This is a genomic window from Streptomyces sp. NPDC012466, assembly GCF_042955215.1.
GTDB lineage: Bacteria > Actinomycetota > Actinomycetes > Streptomycetales > Streptomycetaceae > Streptomyces.
In genome coordinates, this window is record NZ_JBIBEQ010000007.1 from 424,513 (window position 1) to 447,289 (window position 22,777).

At 70.7% G+C, this 22,777-nt stretch carries 21 protein-coding genes; 7 read left to right on the plus strand and 14 right to left on the minus strand.

From position 1 onward, the window contains the following. Nucleotides 1-302 precede the first annotated feature (302 nt). Both ACFY9E_RS26830 and ACFY9E_RS26835 read left to right on the plus strand, forming a co-directional pair. On the plus strand, nucleotides 303-1,004 hold the full coding sequence (locus tag ACFY9E_RS26830) for a transglycosylase SLT domain-containing protein (protein ID WP_390988185.1): 702 nt from the start codon (nucleotides 303-305) through the stop codon (nucleotides 1,002-1,004). A gap of 140 nt (nucleotides 1,005-1,144) precedes the next feature. Next, nucleotides 1,145-2,452: an AI-2E family transporter gene (locus ACFY9E_RS26835; RefSeq protein ID WP_390988187.1), complete on the plus strand. Its 1,308-nt coding sequence runs from the start codon at nucleotides 1,145-1,147 to the stop codon at nucleotides 2,450-2,452. A gap of 79 nt (nucleotides 2,453-2,531) precedes the next feature. Here ACFY9E_RS26835 and ACFY9E_RS26840 read toward each other — a convergent pair whose 3' ends face one another. Both ACFY9E_RS26840 and ACFY9E_RS26845 read right to left on the minus strand, forming a co-directional pair. After that, nucleotides 2,532-3,065 (minus strand): alkyl hydroperoxide reductase, encoded by a 534-nt coding sequence (locus ACFY9E_RS26840; RefSeq protein WP_361301283.1) that lies wholly within the window; start codon nucleotides 3,063-3,065, stop codon nucleotides 2,532-2,534. 6 nt (nucleotides 3,066-3,071) lie between these two features. Continuing rightward, entirely contained in the window at nucleotides 3,072-3,626 is a 555-nt protein-coding gene (locus ACFY9E_RS26845; RefSeq protein WP_190195680.1) for a peroxiredoxin, read from the minus strand. Between the two features lie 133 nt (nucleotides 3,627-3,759). On the opposite strand from ACFY9E_RS26845, the gene ACFY9E_RS26850 reads away from it, so the two are divergent. After that, nucleotides 3,760-4,710 (plus strand): LysR substrate-binding domain-containing protein, encoded by a 951-nt coding sequence (locus tag ACFY9E_RS26850; protein ID WP_390988189.1) that lies wholly within the window; start codon nucleotides 3,760-3,762, stop codon nucleotides 4,708-4,710. Nucleotides 4,711-4,735: 25 nt separating this feature from the next. Here the strand turns inward: ACFY9E_RS26850 and ACFY9E_RS26855 are convergent, their stop codons facing one another. The 5 genes from ACFY9E_RS26855 to ACFY9E_RS26875 all read right to left on the minus strand — a co-directional run bounded on the left by ACFY9E_RS26855 (nucleotide 4,736) and on the right by ACFY9E_RS26875 (nucleotide 9,612). Continuing rightward, nucleotides 4,736-7,075 (minus strand): FtsX-like permease family protein, encoded by a 2,340-nt coding sequence (locus ACFY9E_RS26855; RefSeq protein ID WP_390988191.1) that lies wholly within the window; start codon nucleotides 7,073-7,075, stop codon nucleotides 4,736-4,738. Beyond that, nucleotides 7,072-7,761, minus strand: a complete 690-nt coding sequence (locus tag ACFY9E_RS26860; protein ID WP_390988192.1) for an ATP-binding cassette domain-containing protein — start codon at nucleotides 7,759-7,761, stop codon at nucleotides 7,072-7,074. Before ACFY9E_RS26860 ends, ACFY9E_RS26855 begins: the two co-directional genes overlap by 4 nt. Continuing rightward, complete coding sequence (locus ACFY9E_RS26865) at nucleotides 7,758-8,282, minus strand: helix-turn-helix transcriptional regulator (protein ID WP_390988194.1); 525 nt, start codon at nucleotides 8,280-8,282, stop codon at nucleotides 7,758-7,760. Before ACFY9E_RS26865 ends, ACFY9E_RS26860 begins: the two co-directional genes overlap by 4 nt. A 128-nt stretch (nucleotides 8,283-8,410) precedes the next feature. Continuing rightward, entirely contained in the window at nucleotides 8,411-8,680 is a 270-nt protein-coding gene (locus ACFY9E_RS26870; protein WP_390988196.1) for a hypothetical protein, read from the minus strand. Beyond that, nucleotides 8,677-9,612 (minus strand): SPFH domain-containing protein, encoded by a 936-nt coding sequence (locus ACFY9E_RS26875; protein ID WP_390988197.1) that lies wholly within the window; start codon nucleotides 9,610-9,612, stop codon nucleotides 8,677-8,679. Before ACFY9E_RS26875 ends, ACFY9E_RS26870 begins: the two co-directional genes overlap by 4 nt. Nucleotides 9,613-9,873: 261 nt before the next feature. Here ACFY9E_RS26875 and ACFY9E_RS26880 point away from each other — a divergent pair, with 261 nt between their 5' ends. Further along, on the plus strand, nucleotides 9,874-12,168 hold the full coding sequence (locus ACFY9E_RS26880; RefSeq protein WP_390988199.1) for a transglycosylase domain-containing protein: 2,295 nt from the start codon (nucleotides 9,874-9,876) through the stop codon (nucleotides 12,166-12,168). 75 nt (nucleotides 12,169-12,243) lie between these two features. On the opposite strand, the gene ACFY9E_RS26885 is transcribed toward ACFY9E_RS26880, so the two are convergent. From ACFY9E_RS26885 to ACFY9E_RS26900, 4 genes are all read right to left on the minus strand, one after another. Beyond that, complete coding sequence (locus ACFY9E_RS26885; protein WP_390988200.1) at nucleotides 12,244-14,388, minus strand: SpoIIE family protein phosphatase; 2,145 nt, start codon at nucleotides 14,386-14,388, stop codon at nucleotides 12,244-12,246. Nucleotides 14,389-14,680: 292 nt separating this feature from the next. Then, nucleotides 14,681-15,373, minus strand: a complete 693-nt coding sequence (locus tag ACFY9E_RS26890; RefSeq protein ID WP_390988202.1) for a DUF402 domain-containing protein — start codon at nucleotides 15,371-15,373, stop codon at nucleotides 14,681-14,683. An 83-nt stretch (nucleotides 15,374-15,456) separates the two neighbouring features. Beyond that, nucleotides 15,457-16,860: an aspartate ammonia-lyase gene (locus ACFY9E_RS26895; RefSeq protein ID WP_390988204.1), complete on the minus strand. Its 1,404-nt coding sequence runs from the start codon at nucleotides 16,858-16,860 to the stop codon at nucleotides 15,457-15,459. Between the two features lie 77 nt (nucleotides 16,861-16,937). Then, on the minus strand, nucleotides 16,938-18,605 hold the full coding sequence (locus ACFY9E_RS26900; protein WP_390988205.1) for a FumA C-terminus/TtdB family hydratase beta subunit: 1,668 nt from the start codon (nucleotides 18,603-18,605) through the stop codon (nucleotides 16,938-16,940). A 167-nt stretch (nucleotides 18,606-18,772) separates the two neighbouring features. Between ACFY9E_RS26900 and ACFY9E_RS26905 the strand changes: the two genes are divergently transcribed. Both ACFY9E_RS26905 and ACFY9E_RS26910 read left to right on the plus strand, forming a co-directional pair. Beyond that, a complete protein-coding gene (locus ACFY9E_RS26905; RefSeq protein ID WP_390988207.1) occupies nucleotides 18,773-19,474 on the plus strand; it encodes a DUF1707 domain-containing protein in 702 nt (233 codons plus the stop codon). A 114-nt stretch (nucleotides 19,475-19,588) separates the two neighbouring features. Next, nucleotides 19,589-19,966 (plus strand): WhiB family transcriptional regulator, encoded by a 378-nt coding sequence (locus ACFY9E_RS26910; protein ID WP_390988208.1) that lies wholly within the window; start codon nucleotides 19,589-19,591, stop codon nucleotides 19,964-19,966. Nucleotides 19,967-20,069: 103 nt separating this feature from the next. On the opposite strand, the gene glpX is transcribed toward ACFY9E_RS26910, so the two are convergent. Then, a complete protein-coding gene (gene glpX / locus ACFY9E_RS26915; protein WP_365094512.1) occupies nucleotides 20,070-21,104 on the minus strand; it encodes a class II fructose-bisphosphatase in 1,035 nt (344 codons plus the stop codon). A gap of 127 nt (nucleotides 21,105-21,231) precedes the next feature. Here glpX and ACFY9E_RS26920 point away from each other — a divergent pair, with 127 nt between their 5' ends. Next, a complete protein-coding gene (locus ACFY9E_RS26920; protein ID WP_390988210.1) occupies nucleotides 21,232-21,756 on the plus strand; it encodes a DUF4245 family protein in 525 nt (174 codons plus the stop codon). Between the two features lie 57 nt (nucleotides 21,757-21,813). On the opposite strand, the gene ACFY9E_RS26925 is transcribed toward ACFY9E_RS26920, so the two are convergent. Next, nucleotides 21,814-22,404, minus strand: coding sequence for a malonic semialdehyde reductase (locus ACFY9E_RS26925; RefSeq protein ID WP_390988212.1), 591 nt, complete (start codon nucleotides 22,402-22,404; stop codon nucleotides 21,814-21,816). Between the two features lie 121 nt (nucleotides 22,405-22,525). Next, nucleotides 22,526-22,771 carry an exodeoxyribonuclease VII small subunit gene (locus ACFY9E_RS26930; protein ID WP_390988213.1) on the minus strand — a complete coding sequence of 82 codons (246 nt, stop codon included), beginning with the start codon at nucleotides 22,769-22,771 and terminating at the stop codon, nucleotides 22,526-22,528. Nucleotides 22,772-22,777 lie beyond the last annotated feature (6 nt).

Consider the following 22,777-nt stretch of genomic DNA (forward strand, 5'->3'; position numbering starts at 1 on the left):
GGATGTGAGCTTTCACACGCAACTCAGAATTGCCTTGCCCCGTCGGGTTACGGCAGAGTCTCAGTCCTGTCAGGCCCCGCATACGACACACCTGTACCCCCAGCGGTACGGCACCACCAAAGCAACAGCATCAACTGCATAGCGATGTCGTATGCCGCCCGAGCAACACGCGGCGCTCCCCTCGCGGGAGTTGCCCACCGGGCCCGCGCCTCCCGTGACCCCGCAGTTGGGGAGGCCAGTGCCAGGGGCACGATTGCGTCCGCGAGGGTCACCGAAGCGGGCGATGCTGGAAGGAAAACCGTGTGAGCCGGATCTCGGTCCGGGGATTCGCAGTGGCTTCGGCCACGGCGGTCACCGCTGTCGGAAGCGTCGTCGGAGTTGCCTCGGGCAGCACCGCGCAGAACAACGACGCCGAAGCGACGGCCAGCGGCGCCACCCTGCTCGCGGACATTCCCGCGGGCCAGCAGGCCCAGGTGCAGACCGCGTCCCTGACGCAGCAGGCCGACGCGCAGGCCATCCAGGCGGACGCGAGCGCCAAGAAGGACGCCGAGGAGGCCGCCCGCAAGGCCGCCGCCGAGACGGCCATCGCCAAGAAGGAAGCCGCCGAGAAGGCCGCCAAGGCCGCCGAGGCGGAAGCCAAGGAGCGCGCGGAGGTCAAGGCCGCCGCCAGCCGCTCCAAGGACATCTCCGACTTCCCCGTCGCGAGCTCCTACAGCATCGCCCAGATCCAGGCGATGGCACGGCAGATGGTGCCGTCGGGTCAGTTCCAGTGCTTCAGCAACATCGTGGACCACGAGTCCGACTGGAACTACAAGGCGGTCAACCCCTCGTCCGGGGCCTACGGCATGTTCCAGGCGCTGCCCGGTTCCAAGATGTCGTCCGCCGGCGCGGACTGGCAGACCAACCCGGCCACCCAGATCAAGTGGGGCCTGAGCTACATGAACGACCGCTACGGCAGCCCCTGTGAGGCCTGGACGTTCTGGCAGGCCAACCACTGGTACTGAGCCGACCGGCCCCACGGCCGATCCCGTTGCCTCACGAGAGCCCCGCACCGTCGTCCGGTGCGGGGCTCTCGCCCTGTACGGTCGGACGGGATCGACTCCCGGGGGGAGTGGTGCGCTGAGACGGGGGAAAAGGACGGATCATGTCGCGAGTGCCAGGGTGGCTCGGCCGGCTCGGTGCCGGGCTGACCGAGATCAGCGAGCGTTACAACGAACGCCGTGCCGAAGCCGAGCGGGAGCGGGACGACTCCGAATCCCCGGCCCTCTCCGACGAGTACGTGCCGCCGCCCCCGGACTACGCGCCCGACGTCGCCGCCCGGCCCGATCCGGCGCTGGCCGTGCCGTGGGGGGTGCGGGTCGCCGCCGAGGCCGGCTGGCGGCTCCTCGTCCTCGCGGGCACCGTCTGGGTGCTGATGCGGATCATCAGCGCCGTCCAGCTCGTGGTGCTCTCGTTCGTGATCGCGCTGCTCATCACGGCGATCCTGCAGCCGACGGTGGCGCGTCTGCGGCGTCACGGCGTGCCGCGCGGGCCGGCTACGGCACTGACGGCCATCCTCGGCTTCGTCGTCATCGGCCTCATCGGCTGGTTCGTGACCTGGCAGGTCATGGAGAACATCGACGACCTCTCGGGCCAGATCCAGGACGGCATCGACGAGTTGCGGAACTGGCTGCTGAACAGCCCCTTCCACGTCACGGACAAACAGATCAACGAGATCGCCAAGAACCTGCGCGAAGCGGTCGGGGCGAACACGGACCAGATCACCTCGGCGGGCCTGGAAGGCGTGACGGTCGTCGTCGAGGCGCTCGCCGGGATCCTGCTGGCGGTCTTCTCGACGCTGTTCCTGCTCTACGACGGCAAGCGGATCTGGGAGTGGACGCTGAGGCTGGTGCCGGCGGCGGCGCGGCCGGGGGTGGCCGGGGCCGGTCCGGCGGCGTGGCGGACGCTGACGGCGTATGTGCGGGGCACGGTCGTCGTCGCGCTGATCGACGCGATCTTCATCGGGCTCGGCATCTACTTCCTCGATGTGCCGATGGCGGTGCCGCTGGCGGTGTTCATCTTCCTGTTCGCGTTCATCCCGCTGGTCGGTGCGGTGGTCTCCGGTGCGCTCGCCGTGGTTGTCGCGCTGGTCACCCAGGGGGTGTTCACGGCCGTCATGACGCTGGTGGTGGTGCTCGCGGTGCAGCAGATCGAGGGGCACATCCTGCAGCCGTTCATCCTGGGACGGGCCGTGCGGGTGCATCCGCTGGCGGTCGTGCTGTCGGTCGCGGCGGGCGGCATGGTGGCCGGGATCGGCGGTGCGGTCGTCGCCGTGCCGCTGGTGGCGGTGACCAACACGGTCGCCGGATATCTGCGCTCCTACTCGCAGAAGGCGGCGCTGCGGCATTCGGTGCGGCCGCGCGGGGCCACGGCGGTGAGTGCGGAGCCCGCCCCCAAGACGCCGCCGGAGTAGCCGGCACCGACACACCAGCAGGGCCCCGTCCACCGGTCAGGTGGGCGGGGCCCTGCGGTACGAGGCGTGCGGCCGGGGATTACTCGGCCAGGACCGCCTCGGCGTCCAGCGTGACGCCGACCGCCTGGATCACGGAGGCGATCTTGAACGCCTCCTGGATGACCTCGCGGTCGAGGCCGGCCTTGCGCAGAACCTGCTCGTGGGAGTCCAGGCACATGCCGCAGCCGTTGATGGCGGAGACCGCGAACGACCACAGCTCGAAGTCGACCTTGTCGACACCCGGGTTGCCGATGACGTTCATCCGCAGGCCCGCGCGCAGCGTGCCGTACTCGTGGTCCGAGAGGAGGTGACGGGTGCGGTAGAAGACGTTGTTCATCGCCATCACCGCGGCGGCGGCCTTGGCCGCCGTGTACGCCTCCGGCGACAGGTTCGCCTTCGCCTCCGGCTCCAGCTCGCGCAGCACGATCGGGGAGCGCGAGGCGATCGCCGTCGACAGCACCGTGCCCCACAGCTGCTGGGCCGGCAGGTCGGAGTTGCCGATGACCGAGCCCAGGTTGAGCTTCAGGTCCTTGGCGTAGTCCGGTATGGCGGACTTCAGGGCATCCAGCGACATGTCAGATCACTCCCCGGAGAGCAGCGCGACCGGGTCGAGGGTCTCGTCGCCCTTCGACCAGTTGCAGGGGCACAGCTCGTCCGTCTGGAGCGCGTCCAGGACCCGGAGGACCTCCTTCGGGTTACGGCCGACCGAGCCCGCGGTCACCATCGAGAACTGGATCTCGTTGTTCTGGTCCACGATGAACACGGCGCGCTTGGCGAAGCCGTCCTCGCCCTCGATGCCGAGGTCGCGCATCAGCTCGTGCTTGGAGTCGGCCATCATCGGGAACGGCAGGTCACGCAGGTCGTCGTGGTCCTTGCGCCAGGCGTGGTGGACGAACTCGGAGTCGCCGGAGAAGCCGAGGACCTGGGCGTCGCGGTCGGCGAACTCGTCGTTCAGCTTGCCGAAGGCGGCGATCTCGGTCGGGCACACGAAGGTGAAGTCCTTGGGCCACGCGAAGATGACCTTCCACTGACCCTCGTAGGTCTTGTGGTTGATCTGCTGGAACTCCTTGCCCTTCTCCAGCGAGACGCAGGCGGTCAGGTCGAACTCGGGGAACTTGTCACCGACGGTGAGCACACACACTCCTTGCAGCGAAGAAACACCCGGATTGCGGGCGTTTCCCATGGGTTGGACTGTGTTGATGTTGGCACAGGCTCGATTGATTACGGAAATAGCTACACTCGGTCGGGTTGATCGGAGGTAGTTATCAGTGACGGTCGGTAATAAGCGCAGGCAGCCCAGCCTGGCCCAGCTCCGGGCCTTCGCGGCGGTGGCCGAGCACCTTCATTTCCGGGACGCGGCCGCGGCGATCGGCATGAGCCAGCCCGCCCTCTCGGGTGCCGTGTCGGCCCTGGAGGAGACACTCGGAGTGACGCTCCTCGAGCGTACGACGCGCAAGGTGCTGCTCTCACCCGAGGGTGAGCGGATCGCCGTACGGGCCAAGGCGGTCCTGGGGGAGGTGGGCGCCCTCATGGAGGAGGCCGAGGCGGTCCGGGCGCCCTTCACCGGGGTGCTGCGGCTCGGGGTGATCCCGACGGTCGCGCCCTATCTGCTGCCGACGGTCCTGCGGCTCGTCCACGAGCGGTACCCGCACCTCGACCTCCAGGTGCACGAGGAGCAGACCGCCAGCCTCCTCGACGGCCTCGCCGGCGGCCGGCTCGATCTGCTGCTGCTCGCCGTACCGCTGGGCGTGCCGGGCGTGGCCGAACTGCCGCTGTTCGACGAGGACTTCGTCCTCGTCACCCCGCTCGACCACCGGCTCGGCGGACGCGAGGGCATCGCGCGTGAGGCGCTGCGCGAGCTGAACCTGCTGCTGCTGGACGAGGGGCACTGCCTGCGCGACCAGGCCCTCGACATCTGCCGGGAGGCCGGCCGCGACGACGTGCCGGTCACCACGACCGCCGCCGGGCTGTCCACACTGGTGCAGCTCGTGGCGGGCGGACTGGGAGTCACCCTGCTGCCGCGCACCGCCCTGAAGGTCGAGACCTCCCGCAGCAACCAGCTCCTCACCGGGTACTTCGCCGACCCGGCCCCCACCCGGCGGATCGCCCTGGCGATGCGGGTGGGGGCCGCGCGCGGCGCGGAGTACGAGGAGCTCGCGGCCGCCCTGCGGCAGGCGCTGCGCCCGCTGCCCGTACGGGTGCTGGAGCAGGACGCCTGACGACCCGTACGGTCCGCGGGGCCCGTTACTCGGTGCGCAGCCCGTCCGGCCGCATCAGCTTCAGCAGGGGCGGCAGGCTGAGCAGCGTCACCACGAGGACGACACCGGCGCCGATGCCCGTCATCGACAGCACACTCGGCCAGTCCACCCGGACCGACGTGTTGGTCATCCGCAGCAGGACCGCGCCCAGGGCCGTGCCCACCGTCGCGGCGAGCACCAGACCCAGCCCGATCGGGATCGCCGTCTGCCACAGCACCGACAGGCTGAGGGTGCGGCGCCGGGTGCCGAAGGCCACCAGGGCCGACAGCAGCTTGCGGCGTTCGCGCAACTGCTCCAGCTGCGAGACCAGCAGGCTCGCTCCGATCAGCGCGAGCACACAGGCGGCGCCCACGGACAGGCCGGTGCGGATGGTGGCGTAGCGGTCGTCGCTCTCGATGCTGTGCCAGGTCATCGGCTGGGCCGTCGGGTCGAGCCGGGCGGCCGTGTTGCGCACGTGATCGTAGGCGTCCGGTACCGAGGGGTCCACGCTCAGGAAGAGCCGCGTGGAGGTCAGCGCCCCGAGCTTCTCGGGCAGCGCGCCGGGGGTGAGGAGGATGCCGCCGCGCTCGTACCCGGTGGGGTCCTCGCGGGACTGGGCCTGCCGGATGTTCTGCGGCACGGTCCAGGACACCGGGCGGTCGCCGGGGCGGTCGGAGTCGTCCGGCTCGGCCCACAGGGTCGTGCCGGGCTTGGCCAGGTGGGTGGTTTCGTTCTCGTACTCCGAGCCGTTGGCCGCGAAGACGTCGCCGTCGTGGCAGGAGGGGAGCGTGGCCACCTCGCGCAGCGACGCGCAGTCGGCCACGGTCACCTGGACGATGGCCTCCGCCTCGCCGCGACGGTCGCCGAGGTGGACGTCGGACAGGGCGGTGACCTTGCGCACGCCCTCGGTGTCACGGTACGTGGCGACGGTGGACGCGGTGTCGCCGCCGTCCGGTACGTCGACGCTCATCTGGGCCCGGCTGACGTCGTACTGCGACGCCCTGGTGTAGGTGCCCTCCACTCCCGCGAACAGCATCTGCAGCGCGATCGCCCCGGCCACCGCCACCGCGATGCCGTTGACCATCCGGGCCGCCGCACCGCTGCTCAACTGAAGCCTGCGCACTGCCAGTTGCCAGGCGATGCCGCCCGAGCCGAGCCGGGCCACGACCGTCTCCACCACCCAGGGCAGCAGGGCCGTGACGCCGACCAGAAGGAGCATCACGCCGCCGACGACGAGGTACTGGTTGAACTCCCCGCCGTCGTCGCCCTGTCCGATCATCGGGAAGAGCAGCGCGAGCCCGCCGAGCGGCAGCAGCAGCCGCCACCACAGCCGGCGCCGCGCGGGCTTGGCCGTGCGGACCACGCCGAGCGGCTCGATGACCACCCCGCGCAGGGCGAGGATCGTCACCACGACCGCGGCCGCCGGCACCGCCAGCGCGACCAGGACGGCCAGCACGGGTGAGGGGTTCAGATAGCTCGGGAACACGCTGACGCGGAACACCTCGACGGACGCCGCCAGTTGCCGCCCCAGCAGGAAGAAGCCGACGCCGAGGACGAGCCCCAGCACCGAACCGGCGAGCGCCTCGCCGGCGGCGATCCGCCGGGTCATCCGGCTGTCGGAACCGACCAGCCGCAGCGCCGCCAGCCGGCGGTCGCGCCGCTCGCCGCCGAAGCGCACGGCCGCGGCGATGAACACGGCGACCGGCATCAGCAGCACCACGAAGACGACCAGGACCAGCAGGAGCAGCACCGGGTCCCAGGGGTCGGACGACCCCGGATCGTCGCTGCCGAAGCTGTCGATCCGGGCCCCGCTGGCGGGGCCCTCCAGCAGCTTCGCGAGCCCCGTGCCGCCCGCGAAGTAGGCGAGTTCCCGCGAGCCGACCAGCCCCTGCTCGCCGATGGTGCCCGTGATCCGGTAGTTCAGCCGCTCCCGCAGCAGCTTGCCGTCGTCGGAGGCGAGCAGCTCCTTCAGCGCGGGGGAGACGACCATCTCGCCCGCGGCCGGGAACCGCGCGACCCCCGGGGGCAGCGGAGCCCGCGGGCCCTCCGCCTCCAGCATCCGGCCGCGCACGTCCTGGTCCCGGAACGTGGTGTCCGAGTCCAGGACCATCAGGGTGTCGTCGGCCTTCGGTATCTTCTGCTGGCTGAAGGTGTGGTCGCTGCGCGCCTCCTCCCGCCGGTCCCGCTCCGCCAGGGCGTTCGGGATGGCGGTGGTGAGCAGCAGCAGCGCCACCCCCAGCCCGACGCCGACGGCCGTCAGCAGCGCCCGGGTCCACCCCTCGCGTCCGCCGGCGAAGGCGAACCGGGCCCCCATGGCCAGGTCCCGGGCCCACTGCCTGACGCTCATACGACGCGCTCCATGTCCCGCGACCTGCCGTCCCGTACGACGATCTCGCGGTCGGAGTACGCGGCCACCCGCGCCTCGTGCGTGACGAGCACCACGGCGGCGTTGGCCGACCGGGCGGCGTCGGTGAGCAGCTCCATCACGCGCTCGCCGTTGAACGAGTCGAGCGCGCCGGTCGGCTCGTCCGCGAACAACACCCGCGGGTTCGTCACCAGCGAGCGGGCGACGGCGACCCGCTGCCCCTGGCCGCCGGACACCTCGCCGGGCCGCTTCTTGCGGAGGTCGTCGACCTCGAGCCGTTCCATCCAGGCCAGCGCGGTCCGCTCGGCCTCCTTGCGGGACGACCCGTTCAGCCGCAGCGGCAGCGCGACGTTCTCCACGCAGGTGAGTTCCGGCACGAGCTGCCCGAATTGGAACACGAACCCGAACTCGGAGCGCCGCAGCGCACTGCGCTCGGCGTCGCTCATCGCGGTCACCTCGCGCCCGTTGTACGTGATCGAGCCCGAGTCGGGCATGACGATCCCGGCGAGGCAGTGCAGCAGCGTGGACTTGCCCGAGCCGGACGGGCCCATCACGGCGACGACCTCGCCCGGGTGGATGGAGAACCCGGCGCCGTCGAGCGCGGTCGTCGGTCCGTACGTCTTGCGCAGGTCCTGGGCGGTGAGGAGCGAACCAGCGGGAATCGTCACCGGGCCACCGCCTCACGGAGCTTGTCCAGGCGCGCCGCGGTCAGCTCCAGCCAGCGCAGGTCCGCCTCCAGGTGGAACAGCGCGTGATCGCAGATGAGCTGGTCGGCCAGATCGCCCTTGCGCTTGCGGTCGGTGAGGATGCGCATGCTGCGCAGGTGCTCCGAGCGCTGGGTGTCGAGGATGTCGCCGGCGTCGCGGTGGGTGAGCAGCGCGAGGACGATCTTGGTGTAGAGGGTCGACTGGAGGTACGGCTCCGGCTTCTCCGGCGTGGCGAGCCAGCGCGCGACGTCGGTGATGCCGGCCTCGGTGATCGCATAGCGCTTGCGCTCGGGCCCGCCACCCGCCTCGATGCCGTCGACCTCGACGAGCCCGTTCTTCAGCAGGCGGGACATCGTCGAGTAGACCTGGCCGTAGTGGAGCGGCCGGTCGTGACCGAACTTCTCGTCGAAGGCCCGCTTCAGGTCGTAACCGTGCCGCGGGCCGGACTCCAGGAGTCCCAGGAGAGTGTGACCGATGGACATGTGATGACTCTACATACCGTGTATACGCCGGATGTATACGCCGAGTGTGTAGGCCAGGGCTGGCGGTACCGCCGTGCAGGTCGGGCCGGGTTGTCACGGTTTCGCAACAGCCCCGGAAGCCGGTCCGTTCAGGCCGGTGGGGATCCGGGGGGCGAGCCACCGGGAGACCCGGGCGGCCGTCCCCGCCGGGGCAGCGGCCCGGTCTCCCGCGGCAGCCGGCCCGCCTCCGCCAGCGCCCTGCGCAGCAGGAACTCGATCTGCGCGTTGGCCGACCGCAGCTCGTCCCCGGCCCACCGCGCGAGCGCCTCGTACACCGCCGGGTCCAGCCGCAGCAGCACCTGCTTGCGCTGCTGCTGCGGCCGGCGCTGAGGGCCCGGACCCTCGGGAGGGACCGTCACTGGTAGAGGGACCCGGTGTTGAGGACCGGCTGCGCGGCACGGTCACCGCACAGCACGACCATGAGGTTGGAGACCATCGCCGCCTTCCGCTCGGAGTCCAGCTCCACGATGTCCCGCTCGGTGATGCGGGCGATCGCGGCCTCCACCATGCCCACCGCGCCGTCCACGATCTGGCGCCGCGCCGCGACCACCGCTCCGGCCTGCTGCCGCTGGAGCATCGCCGAGGCGATCTCGGGGGCGTAGGCGAGGTGCGTGAAGCGGGACTCGATGATCTGCACGCCGGCCGCCTCCACGCGCGCGTGCAGTTCGACGGCGAGCTTCTCGGTGATCTCCTCGGCGTTGCCGCGCAGCGAGAGGCCGTCCTCCTCGTGGGCGTCGTAGGGGTACTCGATGGCGATGTGCCGCACGGCCGCCTCGGTCTGGGTGGAGACGAACTCGATGTAGTCGTCGACCTCGAAGGTGGCCTGGGCGGTGTCCTCGACGCGCCACACCACGACCGCGGCGAGCTCGATCGGGTTGCCGTAGGCGTCGTTGACCTTCAGGACGGCCGTCTCGTGGTTGCGCACGCGCGTCGAGATCTTGGTGCGCGAGGTGAAGGGGTTCACCCAGCGCAGGCCGTCCTGCCGGATCGTGCCCCGGTAGCGGCCGAAGAGCTGGACGACCCGGGCCTCGCCCGGCGCCACCATGTTCAGCCCGCACATGGCGAGGAAGGCCGCGAGCGCGACCAGGATGCCGCCGATGATCAGCCCCGCCTGCGCGCCGGTCGCGTCCACGGAGGTGGCGACCGCGATCAGCCCGGCGCCGGCCAGCAGTCCGAGGAGGCCGAGCAGCAGGGCGAGCCCGCCGCCGATGCTGTGTGCGGTGAACTCCCGCACCCGTGGCGCCGGCATCTCGGGCACGTCGGCCGTGACCTGCGTGTCGTGCGTGGACATGGGTGGTCCCCCGTTCTTCGGTCGAAGCCACTCCTGCATAGCTTCTGTCTAGCTAAGTGATATCACTTTATCGCGTCCTGGCAACCCTGGGCGTGTCTCGTACGTCGGTTCCGTTGGGATGGGTGCTGATTGTCACGTCCGCAAAGGGCCGGATCGGCAGCCCTATCTCTTATCTCCCGGTGTTAGCTTTCTGAGCTGACCTGAGCGGCGAACCTGTGTGACATGTGAGCACACATGAACGAAGCGGAGCGGATCGGACCCATGGGACGAGCGGAAGAGAGACGCGCCCGACAGCGCGGTGGGCGCCGGGCGGCACCCAAGCGCCGCCGTTCGTCGGAAGCGGCCGGGAAGAGCGGCATACGCAGGCTCTTCACCTGGAAGAAGATCCTCGGCACCTTCTTCGGCCTGTGCCTGCTGGGCATGGGGGCCTTCATCGTGCTGTACATGGTGATCGACATCCCCGAGGGGAACGCCGACGCCAAACGGCAGAGCAACATCTACAAGTACAGCGACGGCTCGATCATGGCCCGCGACGGCAAGGTCAACCGCGAGGTCGTCGACCTGTCCAGGGTCCCCAAGGGCGTGCGGCTCACGTTCGTGGCCGCCGAGAACAAGACCTTCTACAAGGACGCCGGCGTCGACCTCAAGGGCACCGCCCGAGGCGTGTTCAACACGCTGTCCGGCCGCGGCGCCCAGGGCGGTTCGACGATCACCCAGCAGTACGTCAAGAACTACTACCTGACGCAGGAACAGACCGTCTCCCGCAAGCTGAAGGAACTGGTCATCTCGCTGAAGCTGGACCGGGAGAAGTCCAAGGACTACATCCTCGCCGGCTACATCAACACCAGCTACTACGGCCGCAACGCCTACGGCATCCAGGCCGCCGCCCAGGCCTACTACGGCAAGGACGCCGAGAAACTCACCGTCGCGCAGGGCGCCTACCTCGCCGCGCTGCTCCAGGCCCCGAGCCAGTACGACTGGGCCGTCGCCTCGGAGGACGGTAAGAAGCTGGTGAAGGCCCGCTGGAACTACGTCCTGGACAACATGGTCGACGAGGGCTGGCTGAGCAGCTCCGAGCGGGCCGGCATGACGTTCCCCGTGCCGAAGGAGCCCAAGCCCGCCCCCGGCATGGAGGGCCAGAAGGGCTACCTGGTCAACTCGGCCAACGTGGCGCTGGAGAGGCAGCTCGTCGCCGACGGCACCGCCGACAGCACCAAGGAAGCCGAGGCGCTGGTCAACGCCGGCGGCTGGACCATCACGCTGAACATCGACAAGAAGAAGCAGGCGGCGCTGGAGAAGTCCGTCAAGCAGCAGCTGACCAGCAAGCTCGATCCCGAGAAGCGCAAGGTCGACGGGGACGTCCAGGCCGGTGCCGCGTCCGTGAACCCGAAGACGGGCGCCGTGGTCGCGATGTACGGCGGCGTGGACTACTTCAAGCACTACATGAACAACGCCACCCGCGCCGACTACCAGCCGGCCTCCACCTTCAAGCCGGTCATCCTGGCCGCGGCCCTGGAGGAGCAGGCGAAGACGCAGGACGGCAAGCCGATCACCGCGAGCACGGTCTACGACGGCACGAGCAAGCGCCCGGTCGTGGAGGACGGCACCAAGGTCGGCTTCGCCCCCGAGAACGAGGACGACCGGAACTACGGACCGATCTCCGTCCAGACGGCGATGAACAAGTCCGTCAACTCCGTCTTCGCGCAGATGGGCGTCGACGTCGGCATGTCCGAAGTGGTGAAGGTCGCCGGCGAGCTCGGCATGAACACCGAGAACATGGAGGCCGTGCCCGCCCAGACCCTGGGCAGCATGGGCGCGAGCCCTCTGCAGATGGCCGGGGTCTACGCGACGCTCGACAACCACGGCAAGAAGGTCACCCCGGCCCTCGTGAAGTCGGCGGAGCACCTGAACCAGGACGTCACCATGCCCGACCCGGTGGGCGGCCAGGTCATCAGCCGCGAGGCCGCCGACTCCGTCACCTCGGTGCTGACCGGCGTGGTCGACGACGGCACCGCCCAGGCATCGGTGGCCAACAACCCCCTGCGCGACGGCCAGCAGGTCGCGGGCAAGACGGGCACGTCCGACAACAACAAGTCGGCCTGGTTCACCGGCTACACGCCCGGCCTGGTCACCTCGGTGGGCCTGTTCGGCGAGGACGCCAAGACCCATGCCCAGGTCCCGATGTACAAGGCGGCCGGCGAGCCCCGGATCAACGGCGGTGATTTCCCGGCGCAGATCTGGGCGGCGTACACCTTCGGTGTGATGGGCGACGTCACCAAGTTCGACCTGGAGACCCGGCAGGGCGCGGCCGTCCAGCCGACCTGGACGCCGACGCCCTCGCAGACGCCGACCAAGGAGCCCACGCAGGAGCCGACGACCGAGGAGCCGTCGTCGTCCCCGCCGCCCACGTCCGAGAAGCCGTCCTCGTCCCCGCCGCCGAGCCCGTCGACGACACCGCCCACCTTCACCCCGCCCACGGCCCCGCAGACGACACCGCCGGGCGACGGCGGCGGTGACCCGTTCGACCCGATCAAGCCGGGCGACGACGACGAGTAGGAGACGCCGAAGGGCGCCCGGTGCACACCGGGCGCCCTTCGGCTTGTTCGTACGGCTGCGCTTCCCACGGCTCCGTCAGCCGTGGTTGAGCTCGAACCAGACCACCTTCCCGGTACTGAGCCGGGTCGCGCCCCAGCGCCGGGCCAGCCGGTTCACCAGGTACAGCCCGCGCCCGCCCTCGTCGGTGGCCCGGGCCTGCCGCAGCCGCGGCAGCTGCGGCACGTCGTCGCCGACCTCGCACCGCAGCACGTCCGTGCGCAGCAGCCGCAGGGTCACCGGCCGGGACGCGTAGCGCACGGCGTTCGTCACGACCTCGCTGACCAGCAGCTCGACGGAGTCGCTGAGCTCCTCCATGCCCCAGCGCTGCAGCGCGCGGCGGGCCAGGCGGCGGGCCCGGCCGGGGGCCGCGTCCTCCGGCTCCAGGAACCAGTACGCCACGTCGCTGGGCGCGATCCCGTCGAAGCGGGCGGCGAGCAGCGCGATGTCGTCGTCCCGGTCGCCGGGGCCGAGCATGTCGAGCACCTCGTCGCACAGCGCCTCCAGGGGCGGCGGATGGTCCGGCCCGGTGAGCTGCGCGACCGCGGCGAGCTTCTCCCGCAGCTGCTCGATGCCGGTCCACACGTCGCGCAGCCGGGACTCGACCAGCCCGTCGGTGTAGAGGAGCAGGGTCGCACCGGCGGGCGCGTCCAGTTCCACGGCCTCGAAGTCCACGCCGCCGACCCCGATCGGGGCACCGGCGGGCACGCGCAGGACCTCCGCGCGGCCGCCCAGGTGCAGCAGGACGGGCGGCGGATGGCCGGCGTTGGCGATGGTGATGCGGTGCGATACCGGGTCGTAGACCGCGTAGAGGCAGGTCGCCATGCGGTCCACGCCCAGACGCTGGGCCTGTTCGTCGAGGTGGTGCAGGACCTCCTGCGGCGGCAGGTCCAGGCCGGCGAGGGTCTGGGCCGTGGTGCGCAGCTGGCCCATGATGGCGGCCGAGGTCATCGAGTGGCCCATGACGTCACCGACGACCAGCGCGACCCGGCTGCCGGGCAGCGGGATCGCGTCGTACCAGTCGCCGCCGACCCGGGCCGTCTCCGCGGCCGGCAGGTAGCGGGAGGCCAGCCGCACCCCCGTCGGGCGGGGCAGCGTCTCGGGCAGCATGGTCCGCTGCAACTCGTCCGCGATGTAGGCCTCGCGGCCGTACAGCACGGCCTTGTCGATGCCGAGGGCGCTGTGCGTGGCGAGCTGGGCGGCCACCAGCAGGTCGTCCGGCTCGAACGCGATGCGCTCGGGACGGCGCAGGAACAGGGCGGCGCCGATCACCCGGCGCCGGCCGCGCAGCGGGGCGAGGATCGCGCGCTGTCCGTCCGGAACGGCGAACTCGCCGCCGTCGCCGAGCAGTTCCGGCAGTGCGGCGCGGGCCGCGGGGGCGTCGGTGAACACCGGGCGCACACCCCGCAGGACCTCGGCGAGCGCGCTGCCGGGCCGCACCTCGCACAGCTCGGCGCCGACCGTGTCCAGTTCGTTCGGCTCGGGCTGCGCGGCCGGCAGGAAGCCGTTCTCCGTGTCGCGCTCCGCCGGTATCCGGTCGGTGCGGCGCAGCCGCAGCACCAGCGGACCGGTGGGCCGCTCGTCGCCGACGGGCAGCGGGTCGCGCAGATAGACCAGGATCGCGTCGGAGAAGGTCGGCACGGTGGCCCGGCACAGCCCCATCACGATCTCGTCGAGGTCGATGCCGCGGGCGATCCGCCGGGTGGCGGCCCCCACGAACCGGAGCCGGTCGCCGTCCCGCCGCATGGGCGTGGGCCGGCCGGGCGGCAGGCTCTGGCCGCTGCGGCGTTCCTGCCCGTCGGCGTTCACCCCCGGCCGGTCCTGCTCGTCGGCCGGCTGGACCGGAATGCCCTCGGGGGCGGGGCGCGGCCGAGGGGTCTCGCGCTCGGCGGTCTGCTCGGCACCCGGCTGGGAGTGCTCGGATGCGGGGTCGCTCACGGTGTCCTTGCCCTTGCCGAACGGCGTGGAGGTGCCCGGCTCCGACGTGCCCGGCGTGCTGTGTGCCGTCGTGACCGGAACGGTGACGTCGCCGCCGGGGCGGCCCTGTACCGGTAAGGTGCCCGCGCCCGGCGCTCGCGCCGGTGTCGGGGTATGCGCGAACGCCCCGCGGGGATCCGCGGGGTCGACGCCCCCCTGGGGGCGTTCGAACGAGGTCGGCTGCTCCGTCACGCGTGTCGAATCCATCCGTCCGGGGCTGCGCGCCGCGCGCGCAGTTGGTCCCGCCGAAACTCCGATACCCGGAATACGTGCCCCAGGAACGGAATTCCCGCGTGGTCAGAGGTTGTTCCTGTGCCACCGGCAGGCCGTCTGCGGCCTGTGGCGCAGGCCCCGCCGGTGTTGCCCTCGTACCCCTCGCTCACGTCCTGCCGCCCCTCGGTGACGATCGGTCAAGCCCAGCGCGTGCTCAGGTAGTTGCCGCCGCGCGCCCTTGCGGAGGACGATCCTACGTTTCTTGCCCGGGGGCGCATCAAGGGTCTCATGAGGACACATGCGCGGTCGTACGATCCCAGTCCTCCGGCAGTGACGGTACCGCCCACGACGGATCCGGGCGCCAGTGCTGCCAGCCTTCCGAGAACGGCGGCCCCCAGGCGCGGATCACCCGGACCGCGTCCCGCCCCGCGGCCCGTACCTTCTCGGCCTGCTGGTCGTCCATCAGCCCGTCCCGGCGGGCCTGGGCGAACTCGTCCTCGTCCCGCCAGTGCCAACTGCGGTCGGGATGCACGGAGATGTCCAGGAAGTGGTCGACGGAGTCGACACCGCCCGCCCAACGGGCCAGCGGCTCCTCCAGGTTCACGTACCAGTTCTTGAACTGCCAGCCGGGCTCCCAGAACAGCCACACCGACCAGGGCTCGCCGGGCCGGGCCAGCTTCAGCACGCCCGTGCCGAACCACCGGTCGCGCTGCACGGTCCGCGGCTTGGTGTAGCGCGACTCCAGCGGCTCCAGGTGCACGGGCGTGCCGTCGGCGAGCACGGGCTTCACGCACTCGGTGCCGGGGGCCAGCCACACGGCGAGCAGGTCGGCGTCGTCCCGGACGACGGTGACGGGACGCGCGATGTGCACATGCGTGCCGCCGTTCTCCCGGTACCGCCACAGGATCCGGCTCCCGGGCGCCCAGAAGCCCGCCGCACCACCCGTTTCCACGCGTCTCATCGCTTCACCCTCTGCCATGAACAGATATTAGGTGCCGTAGGCATACGACGCTGCGGCGCGTGTCACGGTTCACGCGCCGGGCACACGCCTGCGTCCCCTCGTCACGGATGCGTCATCCGCAGGACATCCAGCGCCTCGTCGAGCTGCTCCGCGGTCAGGTCGCCGCGCTCCACGTACCCGCCGTCCAGGACGACCTGACGGATCGTCCTGCGTTCGGCCAGCGCCTTCTTGGCGACCTTCGCGGCCTCCTCGTAGCCGATGTACTTGTTGAGCGGCGTGACGACGGAGGGGGAGGACTCGGCGTACTCCCGCGCCCGCTCGCGGTCGGCGGTGATGCCGTCCACGGTCCGGTCGGCGAGCAGTCGCGTCGCGTTGGCGAGCAGCCGGATCGACTCCAGCACGTTCTTCGCGATGACGGGCAGCATCACGTTGAGCTCGAAGTTCCCGGCGGCGCCCGCGGTGGCGACGGTGGCGTCGTTGCCCACGACCTGCGCGGCGACCATCAGCACGGCCTCCGGGATGACCGGGTTCACCTTGCCCGGCATGATCGAGGAGCCGGGCTGGAGGTCGGGCAGGGCGATCTCGGCGAGGCCGGTGCGCGGCCCGGAGGACATCCACCGCAGATCGTTGGCGATCTTCGTCAGGCCGACCGCGATGGTCCGCAGCTGTCCGCTGGTCTCGACGATGCCGTCCCGGGCGCCCTGCGCCTCGAAGTGGTTCCGGGCCTCGGTGAGGGGCAGCCCGGTCGTACGGGCGACCTCCTGGATCACCGCGGCGGAGAACCCGGGCGGGGTGTTGATGCCGGTACCGACGGCCGTACCGCCGAGGGGCAGTTCGGCGAGCCGGGGCAGGGAGGCCTCCAGACGCTCGATGCCGTACCGCACCTGGGCGGCGTACCCGCCGAACTCCTGGCCCAGCGTCACGGGGGTGGCGTCCATCAGGTGGGTCCGCCCGGACTTCACGACGTCGGCGAACTCCTCGGCCTTGCGCTCCAGGGAGGCGGCGAGGTGGTCCAGGGCCGGCACGAGGTCGCGTGTCACGGCGGCGGTGGCGGCGATGTGGATCGAGGAGGGGAAGACGTCGTTGGACGACTGGGAGGCGTTGACGTGGTCGTTCGGGTGCACGGGCCGCCCGAGCCGCTCACCGGCGAGCGTGGCGATGACCTCGTTGGTGTTCATGTTGGACGAGGTCCCGGACCCGGTCTGGAACACGTCGACCGGGAAGTGCTCGTCCCACTCGCCCTCGGCGACCTCCCCGGCCGCCTCCTGGATCGCCCCCGCGATGTCCTGGTCCAGGACCCCCAGCTCGGCGTTGACCTTGGCCGCCGCACCCTTGATCCGGGCCAGCGCCTCGATGTGCGCGCGCTCGATGCGCTGCCCGGAGACCGGGAAGTTCTCCACGGCGCGCTGGGTCTGGGCACGCCACTTGGCGTGGGCGGGCACCCGCACCTCGCCCATGGAGTCGTGCTCGGTGCGGTACTCGGTCCTGTCCTGCTCGTCGGTCATCGACGATCACCTCCACGTGTCACAGCGTCAGCGCCGCGACCACTGTTCCCCGTGGAGGCGAATCGTCACCGCCCTTCTCAGGCGAGTCCGGGACCGCGTACCGGAATGGAGGTGAACGTCGGCGCCGGCGCCGGGTCCTGGAAGAAGTCGTTGCCCTTGTCGTCGACGACGATGAAGGCCGGGAAGTCCTCGACCTCGATCTTCCAGACGGCCTCCATGCCGAGCTCCTCGTACTCGACGACCTCGACCTTCTTGATGCAGTCCTGGGCGAGGCGTGCGGCCGGGCCGCCGATGGAGCCGAGGTAGAAGCCGCCGTGGGCGTCGCAGGCGGCCGTGACCTGCTTGCTGCGGTTGCCCTTGGCCAGCATCACCTTGGAGCCGCCCGCCGCCTGGAACTGCTCCACGTAGGAGTCCATCCGGCCGGCCGTGGTCGGGCCGAAGGAACCCGACGCGTAGCCCTCGGGCGTCTTGGCCGGACCGGCGTAGTACACCGGGTGGTCCTTCAGGTACTGCGGCATCTCCTCGCCCGCGTCCAGCCGCTCCTTGATCTTGGCGTGCGCGATGTCGCGGGCCACGACCAGCGGGCCGGTCAGGGACAGGCGGGTCTTCACCGGGTACTTGGTGAGCTCGGCGAGGATCGTGTCCATCGGCTGGTTCAGGTCGATCCTGACGACATCGCTCTCGTCGAGGTGCTCGTCCGTCGTCTCCGGCAGGAAGCGCGCCGGGTCCGTCTCCAGCTGCTCCAGGAAGACGCCCTCGGCGGTGATCTTCGCGACGGCCTGGCGGTCGGCGGAGCAGGACACGGCGATGGCGACCGGGCAGGAGGCGCCGTGCCGGGGCAGACGCACCACGCGCACGTCGTGGCAGAAGTACTTGCCGCCGAACTGCGCCCCGATGCCGATCTTCTGCGTCAGCTCGAAGACCTTCTGCTCCAGCTCCTTGTCCCGGAAGCCGTGCCCGAGCTCGGAGCCCTCGGCCGGGATCTCGTCCAGGTAGTGCGCGGAGGCGTACTTGGCGGTCTTCAGCGCGTACTCGGCGGACGTGCCGCCGACCACGATCGCCAGGTGGTAGGGCGGGCAGGCCGCGGTGCCCAGCGAACGGATCTTCTCCTCCAGGAACTTCATCATGGAGGACTCGTTCAGGACGGCCTTCGTCTCCTGATAGAGGAACGACTTGTTGGCCGAGCCGCCGCCCTTCGCCATGAAGAGGAACTTGTAGGCGCCGCCGTCGGTCGCGTACAGCTCGATCTGCGCGGGGAGGTTGGAGCCGGTGTTCTTCTCCTCCCACATGGTGAGCGGAGCCATCTGCGAGTAGCGCAGATTCAGGTTCTTGTACGCGTCGTAGATGCCGCGGCTGAGGGCCTCCTCGTCGCGGCCCCGCGTCAGCACGTTCTGTCCGCGCTTGCCCATCACGATCGCGGTGCCCGTGTCCTGGCACATGGGCAGCACGCCGGCCGCCGCGATGTTGGCGTTCTTCAGCAGGTCCAGCGCCACGAACTTGTCGTTGCCCGACGCCTCGGGGTCGTCGATGATCCGGCGCAGCTGCGCGAGGTGGGCCGGGCGCAGGTAGTGCTGAATGTCGTGGATGGCCTCCTCGGCGAGCTTGCGCAGCGCCTCCGGCTCCACCTGGAGGAAGGTCCGCCCGTCCGGCCCCTCGACCGTGGAGACACCCTCGGAGGTCACCAGCCGGTAGGGGGTGGTGTCCTCTCCCTGGGGGAGCAGATCGGTGTACGCGAACTCAGGCATCTCAGCCCATTCCTCACTCGACGGACGGCGGCCCGCCTCCGTTGGCGAGCGCCCACCAGCGTAGAACCTGCCGCCGACGGCGAGCTTGTGAGGTAAGGCTCAGTTCGTCACACTCGGCCACGCTCCCGGGGGTGTCGCGATCTATCGTGTTTCGGTACGCTGCTGCCGTGGACCTTCAGAAGCAGGACCCTCACCCGCAGGCCGCGCCCGCCGGCTCCGAGCTCCGCGCCTCCGACGCCGAGCGCGACCGCATCGCCGACATCCTGCACGACGCCCTGGCCGAGGGCCGCCTCACCGCGGACGAGCACGCCGAGCGCGTCGAGGGGGTGCTGCGCGCCAAGACGGTCGGCGAGCTGGAGGTCTTCATCCGGGACCTGCCCGCGGCCCACCGCCTGGGCCCCGGCCCGATCCACACCCCGGCACCCCGGCGCCCCACGGCCGGAGCCATCCCGATCGACCCCGACGACAACGTGGTCGCGGTCTTCAGCAGCGCCGTCCGCAAGGGCCGCTGGCGCGCGGGCCGCCGTATCCACGCGTACGCGATCTTCGGCAGTGTCGAGATAGACCTCAGCGAGGCCCTCTTCGACCACCAGCAGGTGGTCGTCAAGTCGTTCGCGGTCTTCGGCGCCGTCGAGATCCGCGTCCCGGAGAACGTGTCGCTGCGCGGCATGGGCGGCGGCGTCCTCGGCAGCTTCGAGGTGGCCACCCTCGACTCGGGCGAACCGGAGGCCCCCATCGTCTACGTCGACGGCTGGGCCGTCCTGGGCAGCGTCGAGGCGCGGCCCCGGCGCGGCAAGGTCGTCGCGGACATCCTGGACCGGGTGCAGCGCAAGGTCGACAAGGGTTTGCGCAAACACCTGGGTCATTGACAGTCGCGAAGCCTCCCCAACCGGCGGTTCGGAACTCAGTGCATAGGCGCGCGCACAGCGGGTAGGCCTTGCTGCATCGTCTCTCGCTCGCGAAGCCGTCGTCAGGAGTAGACCGTGCTGCAACCGCCGCATTCGTCCCTGCAGGTCGCTGCCGTTCCGGCCCCGCGGGTGCCAGCGCGAGACAGGGACCAAGACGCCCCGTGGCACACCGAGGCGGTGTGCCGGCGTGACGAGGCCGGCCTGTTCTTCGCCCCCTCCAAGGAGCCCACCGCCGCGAGGCTCTCCCGGGAAGAAGCGGCGAAGCGGGTCTGTGCCCGCTGCCCGGTGATGGTCGAATGCCGCGAGCACGCCCTGCTCCAGCCCGAGCCCTACGGCGTCTGGGGCGGGCTCACCGCCGCGGAGCGCCGGGTGGTCCTCGCCCGCCGCCGCCGGCGCGACATGGAACTGAAGAAGGCGGTCCGTCCGGAGAGCCGGATAGCGGCAGCAGGCTGACGGCCGAGCACACCGCAAGGGCGTACGAAAAAGCACAGCGAAAAGGGCGTCCCCACCGCACCGGGGACGCCCTTTCGCTGTGCCGGTCCGCTCCGCCTCGGGGCTACTTCCCCTTGTCGAAGTCGATCGCGCTGTAGGCGCGCAGCTTGCTCAGCCGGTGCTCGGAGTCGATCCGGCGCACCGTGCCCGACCGCGACCGCATCACGATCGAGTCGGTCGTGGCGGTCTCCGCCCGGTAGCGAACCCCCCGCAGCAGCTCCCCGTCGGTGATCCCGGTGGCCACGAAGAACACGTTCTCCCCGGTGACGAGGTCCTCGGTCGTGAGCACCCGGTCGAGGTCATGCCCCGCGTCGATCGCCCGCTGCCGCTCCTCGTCGTCCTTGGGCCACAGCTTGCCCTGGATCGTGCCGCCCAGGCACTTCACCGCGCAGGCCGAGATGATGCCCTCCGGCGTACCGCCGATGCCGAGCAGCAGATCGACGCCCGTGCCCTCGCGCAGTGCCAGGATCGAGCCGGCCACGTCGCCGTCGGAGATCAGCCTGATGCGCGCCCCGGTTTCCCGGATCTCCTTGATGATGCCCTCGTGCCGCGGCCGGTCGAGGATCACCACCGTCACGTCCTCCGGCGCGGACCGCTTCGCCTTGGCGACCCGGCGGATGTTCACCGACACCGGCGCGTTGATGTCGACGAAGTCGGCCGCCTCCGGTCCGGTGACCAGTTTGTCCATGTAGAACACGGCGGACGGGTCGAACATGGACCCGCGCTCGGCGGCGGCCAGCACCGCGATCGCGTTCGTCATGCCCTTCGCGGTCAGCGTGGTGCCGTCGATCGGGTCGACGGCGATGTCGCACTCGGGCCCGGTGCCGTCGCCCACGCGCTCCCCGTTGAACAGCATCGGGGCTTCGTCCTTCTCGCCCTCGCCGATGACGACGACGCCGTTCATCGAGACGGTGGAGACGAGGGTGCGCATGGCGCGCACCGCGGCACCGTCGGCGCCGTTCTTGTCTCCCCGCCCGACCCAGCGGCCCGCGGCCATCGCCGCGGCCTCGGTGACCCGGACCAGTTCCAGGGCGAGGTTGCGGTCGGGGGCCTCGGAGGGCACATCGAGTTCGGACGGCAAGTGATGATGCTCGGTCATCGGAGCGCACCTTTCTGTACGACGACGGCCGGATGAGGGTGTTGCTCGCCCGACTCTATCGCCGTGCCCGCAAAATGAGCAGGGGCCCCCACGGATGAGCGCGGCAGGGACCTGCGACGATGGGGGCGTGGCAGGCAAGAACGGCAAGCAGAAGACGGCGCGGGACATGATCCTCTCCATGGGAGTCATCGTCCTGGTGGCGGGCTTCGTGTACCTCTTCATCCCGCACGACGACAGCGCGCCCGACGTCAAGGCCGTCGACTACCGGGTCGAGCTGCTCACGGCGCGGCGCGCCGCCTCGTACCCCGTGGCCGCGCCCCAGGGCCTGCCCGACGCGTGGAAGGCCACCTCCGTCCGCTTCCAGGGGGACAAGTTCGACGCCTGGCACCTCGGCTTCCACGACCCCGAGGGGGAGTACGTGGCGGTCGAGCAGTCCACTCAGCGGCGCCCGGTCTTCCTCGACGAGGCGACGCAGGGCGCGCGGGAGACCGGGAAGGCCGAGAAGATCGACGGCCGGACGTGGACCCGCTACGAGGGCGGCCGGTACGACGCGCTGGTCCTCGAGGGCACCAAGGGCTCGACCACGGTCGTGACGGGCACCGCGTCGTTCGCGCAGCTGACGAAGATGGCGCAGGCGCTGGAGACGAAGTGAGCGCGCAGGAGCAAGGCCCCCGGCGATGACGCCGGGGGCCTTTGTCGTGTTCGTCGCTCAGACGGTCGTGACGACCTGGTCGAACTCCAGGCGCGGGGAGCGCGGGTACCAGGCGTCCGGGCCGGGGCGGCCGATGTTGACGACCATCAGCGGGGTGTGATCGTCGTCCAGGAACTCCTTGCGGACACCCTCGAAGTCGAAACCGGTCATCGGGCCGGCGGCGAGACCGGCGGCGCGGACGCCGACGATGAAGTACGCGGCCTGCAGGGCGGCGTTCATCGCGGCGGCGCTCTCCCGCGCGGGGCGCTCGGCGAAGAAGGCGTCCTTGGCCTGCGGGAAGGCCGGGAACAGGTGCGGCAGCTCCTCGTGGAACTCGTTGTCCGCGGAGAGGATCGCCACCAGCGGGGCGCTCGCCGTCTTGGCCCGGTTGCCTTCGGCCATGTGCGCGACCAGGCGCTCGCGGGCCTCCGGCGAGCGGACCAGGGTGATGCGCAGCGGGGTCTGGTTGAAGGCGGTCGGACCGTACTTGACCAGGTCGTAGATCGCCTGCACCTGCTCGTCGGTCACCGGCTCGTCGGTGAAGGTGTTGGCGGTGCGGGCCTCACGGAACAGGAGGTCCTGGGCGGCGGGGTCAAGAACGAGGGACATCGATGCACTTTCTCGCGGCTGGTCCGGAAGATCGGCTGACAGCTTCGACCGTACGCGAATGAAGTTCAACGTTCAACTAATATGAGGGTGTCGTACGTCACCCGAACCCGAACGGTCCCGGTTACTCCGCCTCCTCGCCCTCCGCGGCCTCCTCCGCCAGCGCCGCGTCCAGCCGCGCCCGGGCCCCGTCGAGCCAGCGCCGGCACACCCTGGCCAGCTCCTCGCCGCGCTCCCAGAGCGCCAGGGACTCCTCCAGCGTCGTACCGCCCGCCTCCAGGCGCCGGACGACCTCGATCAGCTCGTCCCGCGCCTGCTCGTACCCGAGCGCCTCGCTCATGCCCGGTGTCTCATCAACCTCGCTGGTCATCCACCC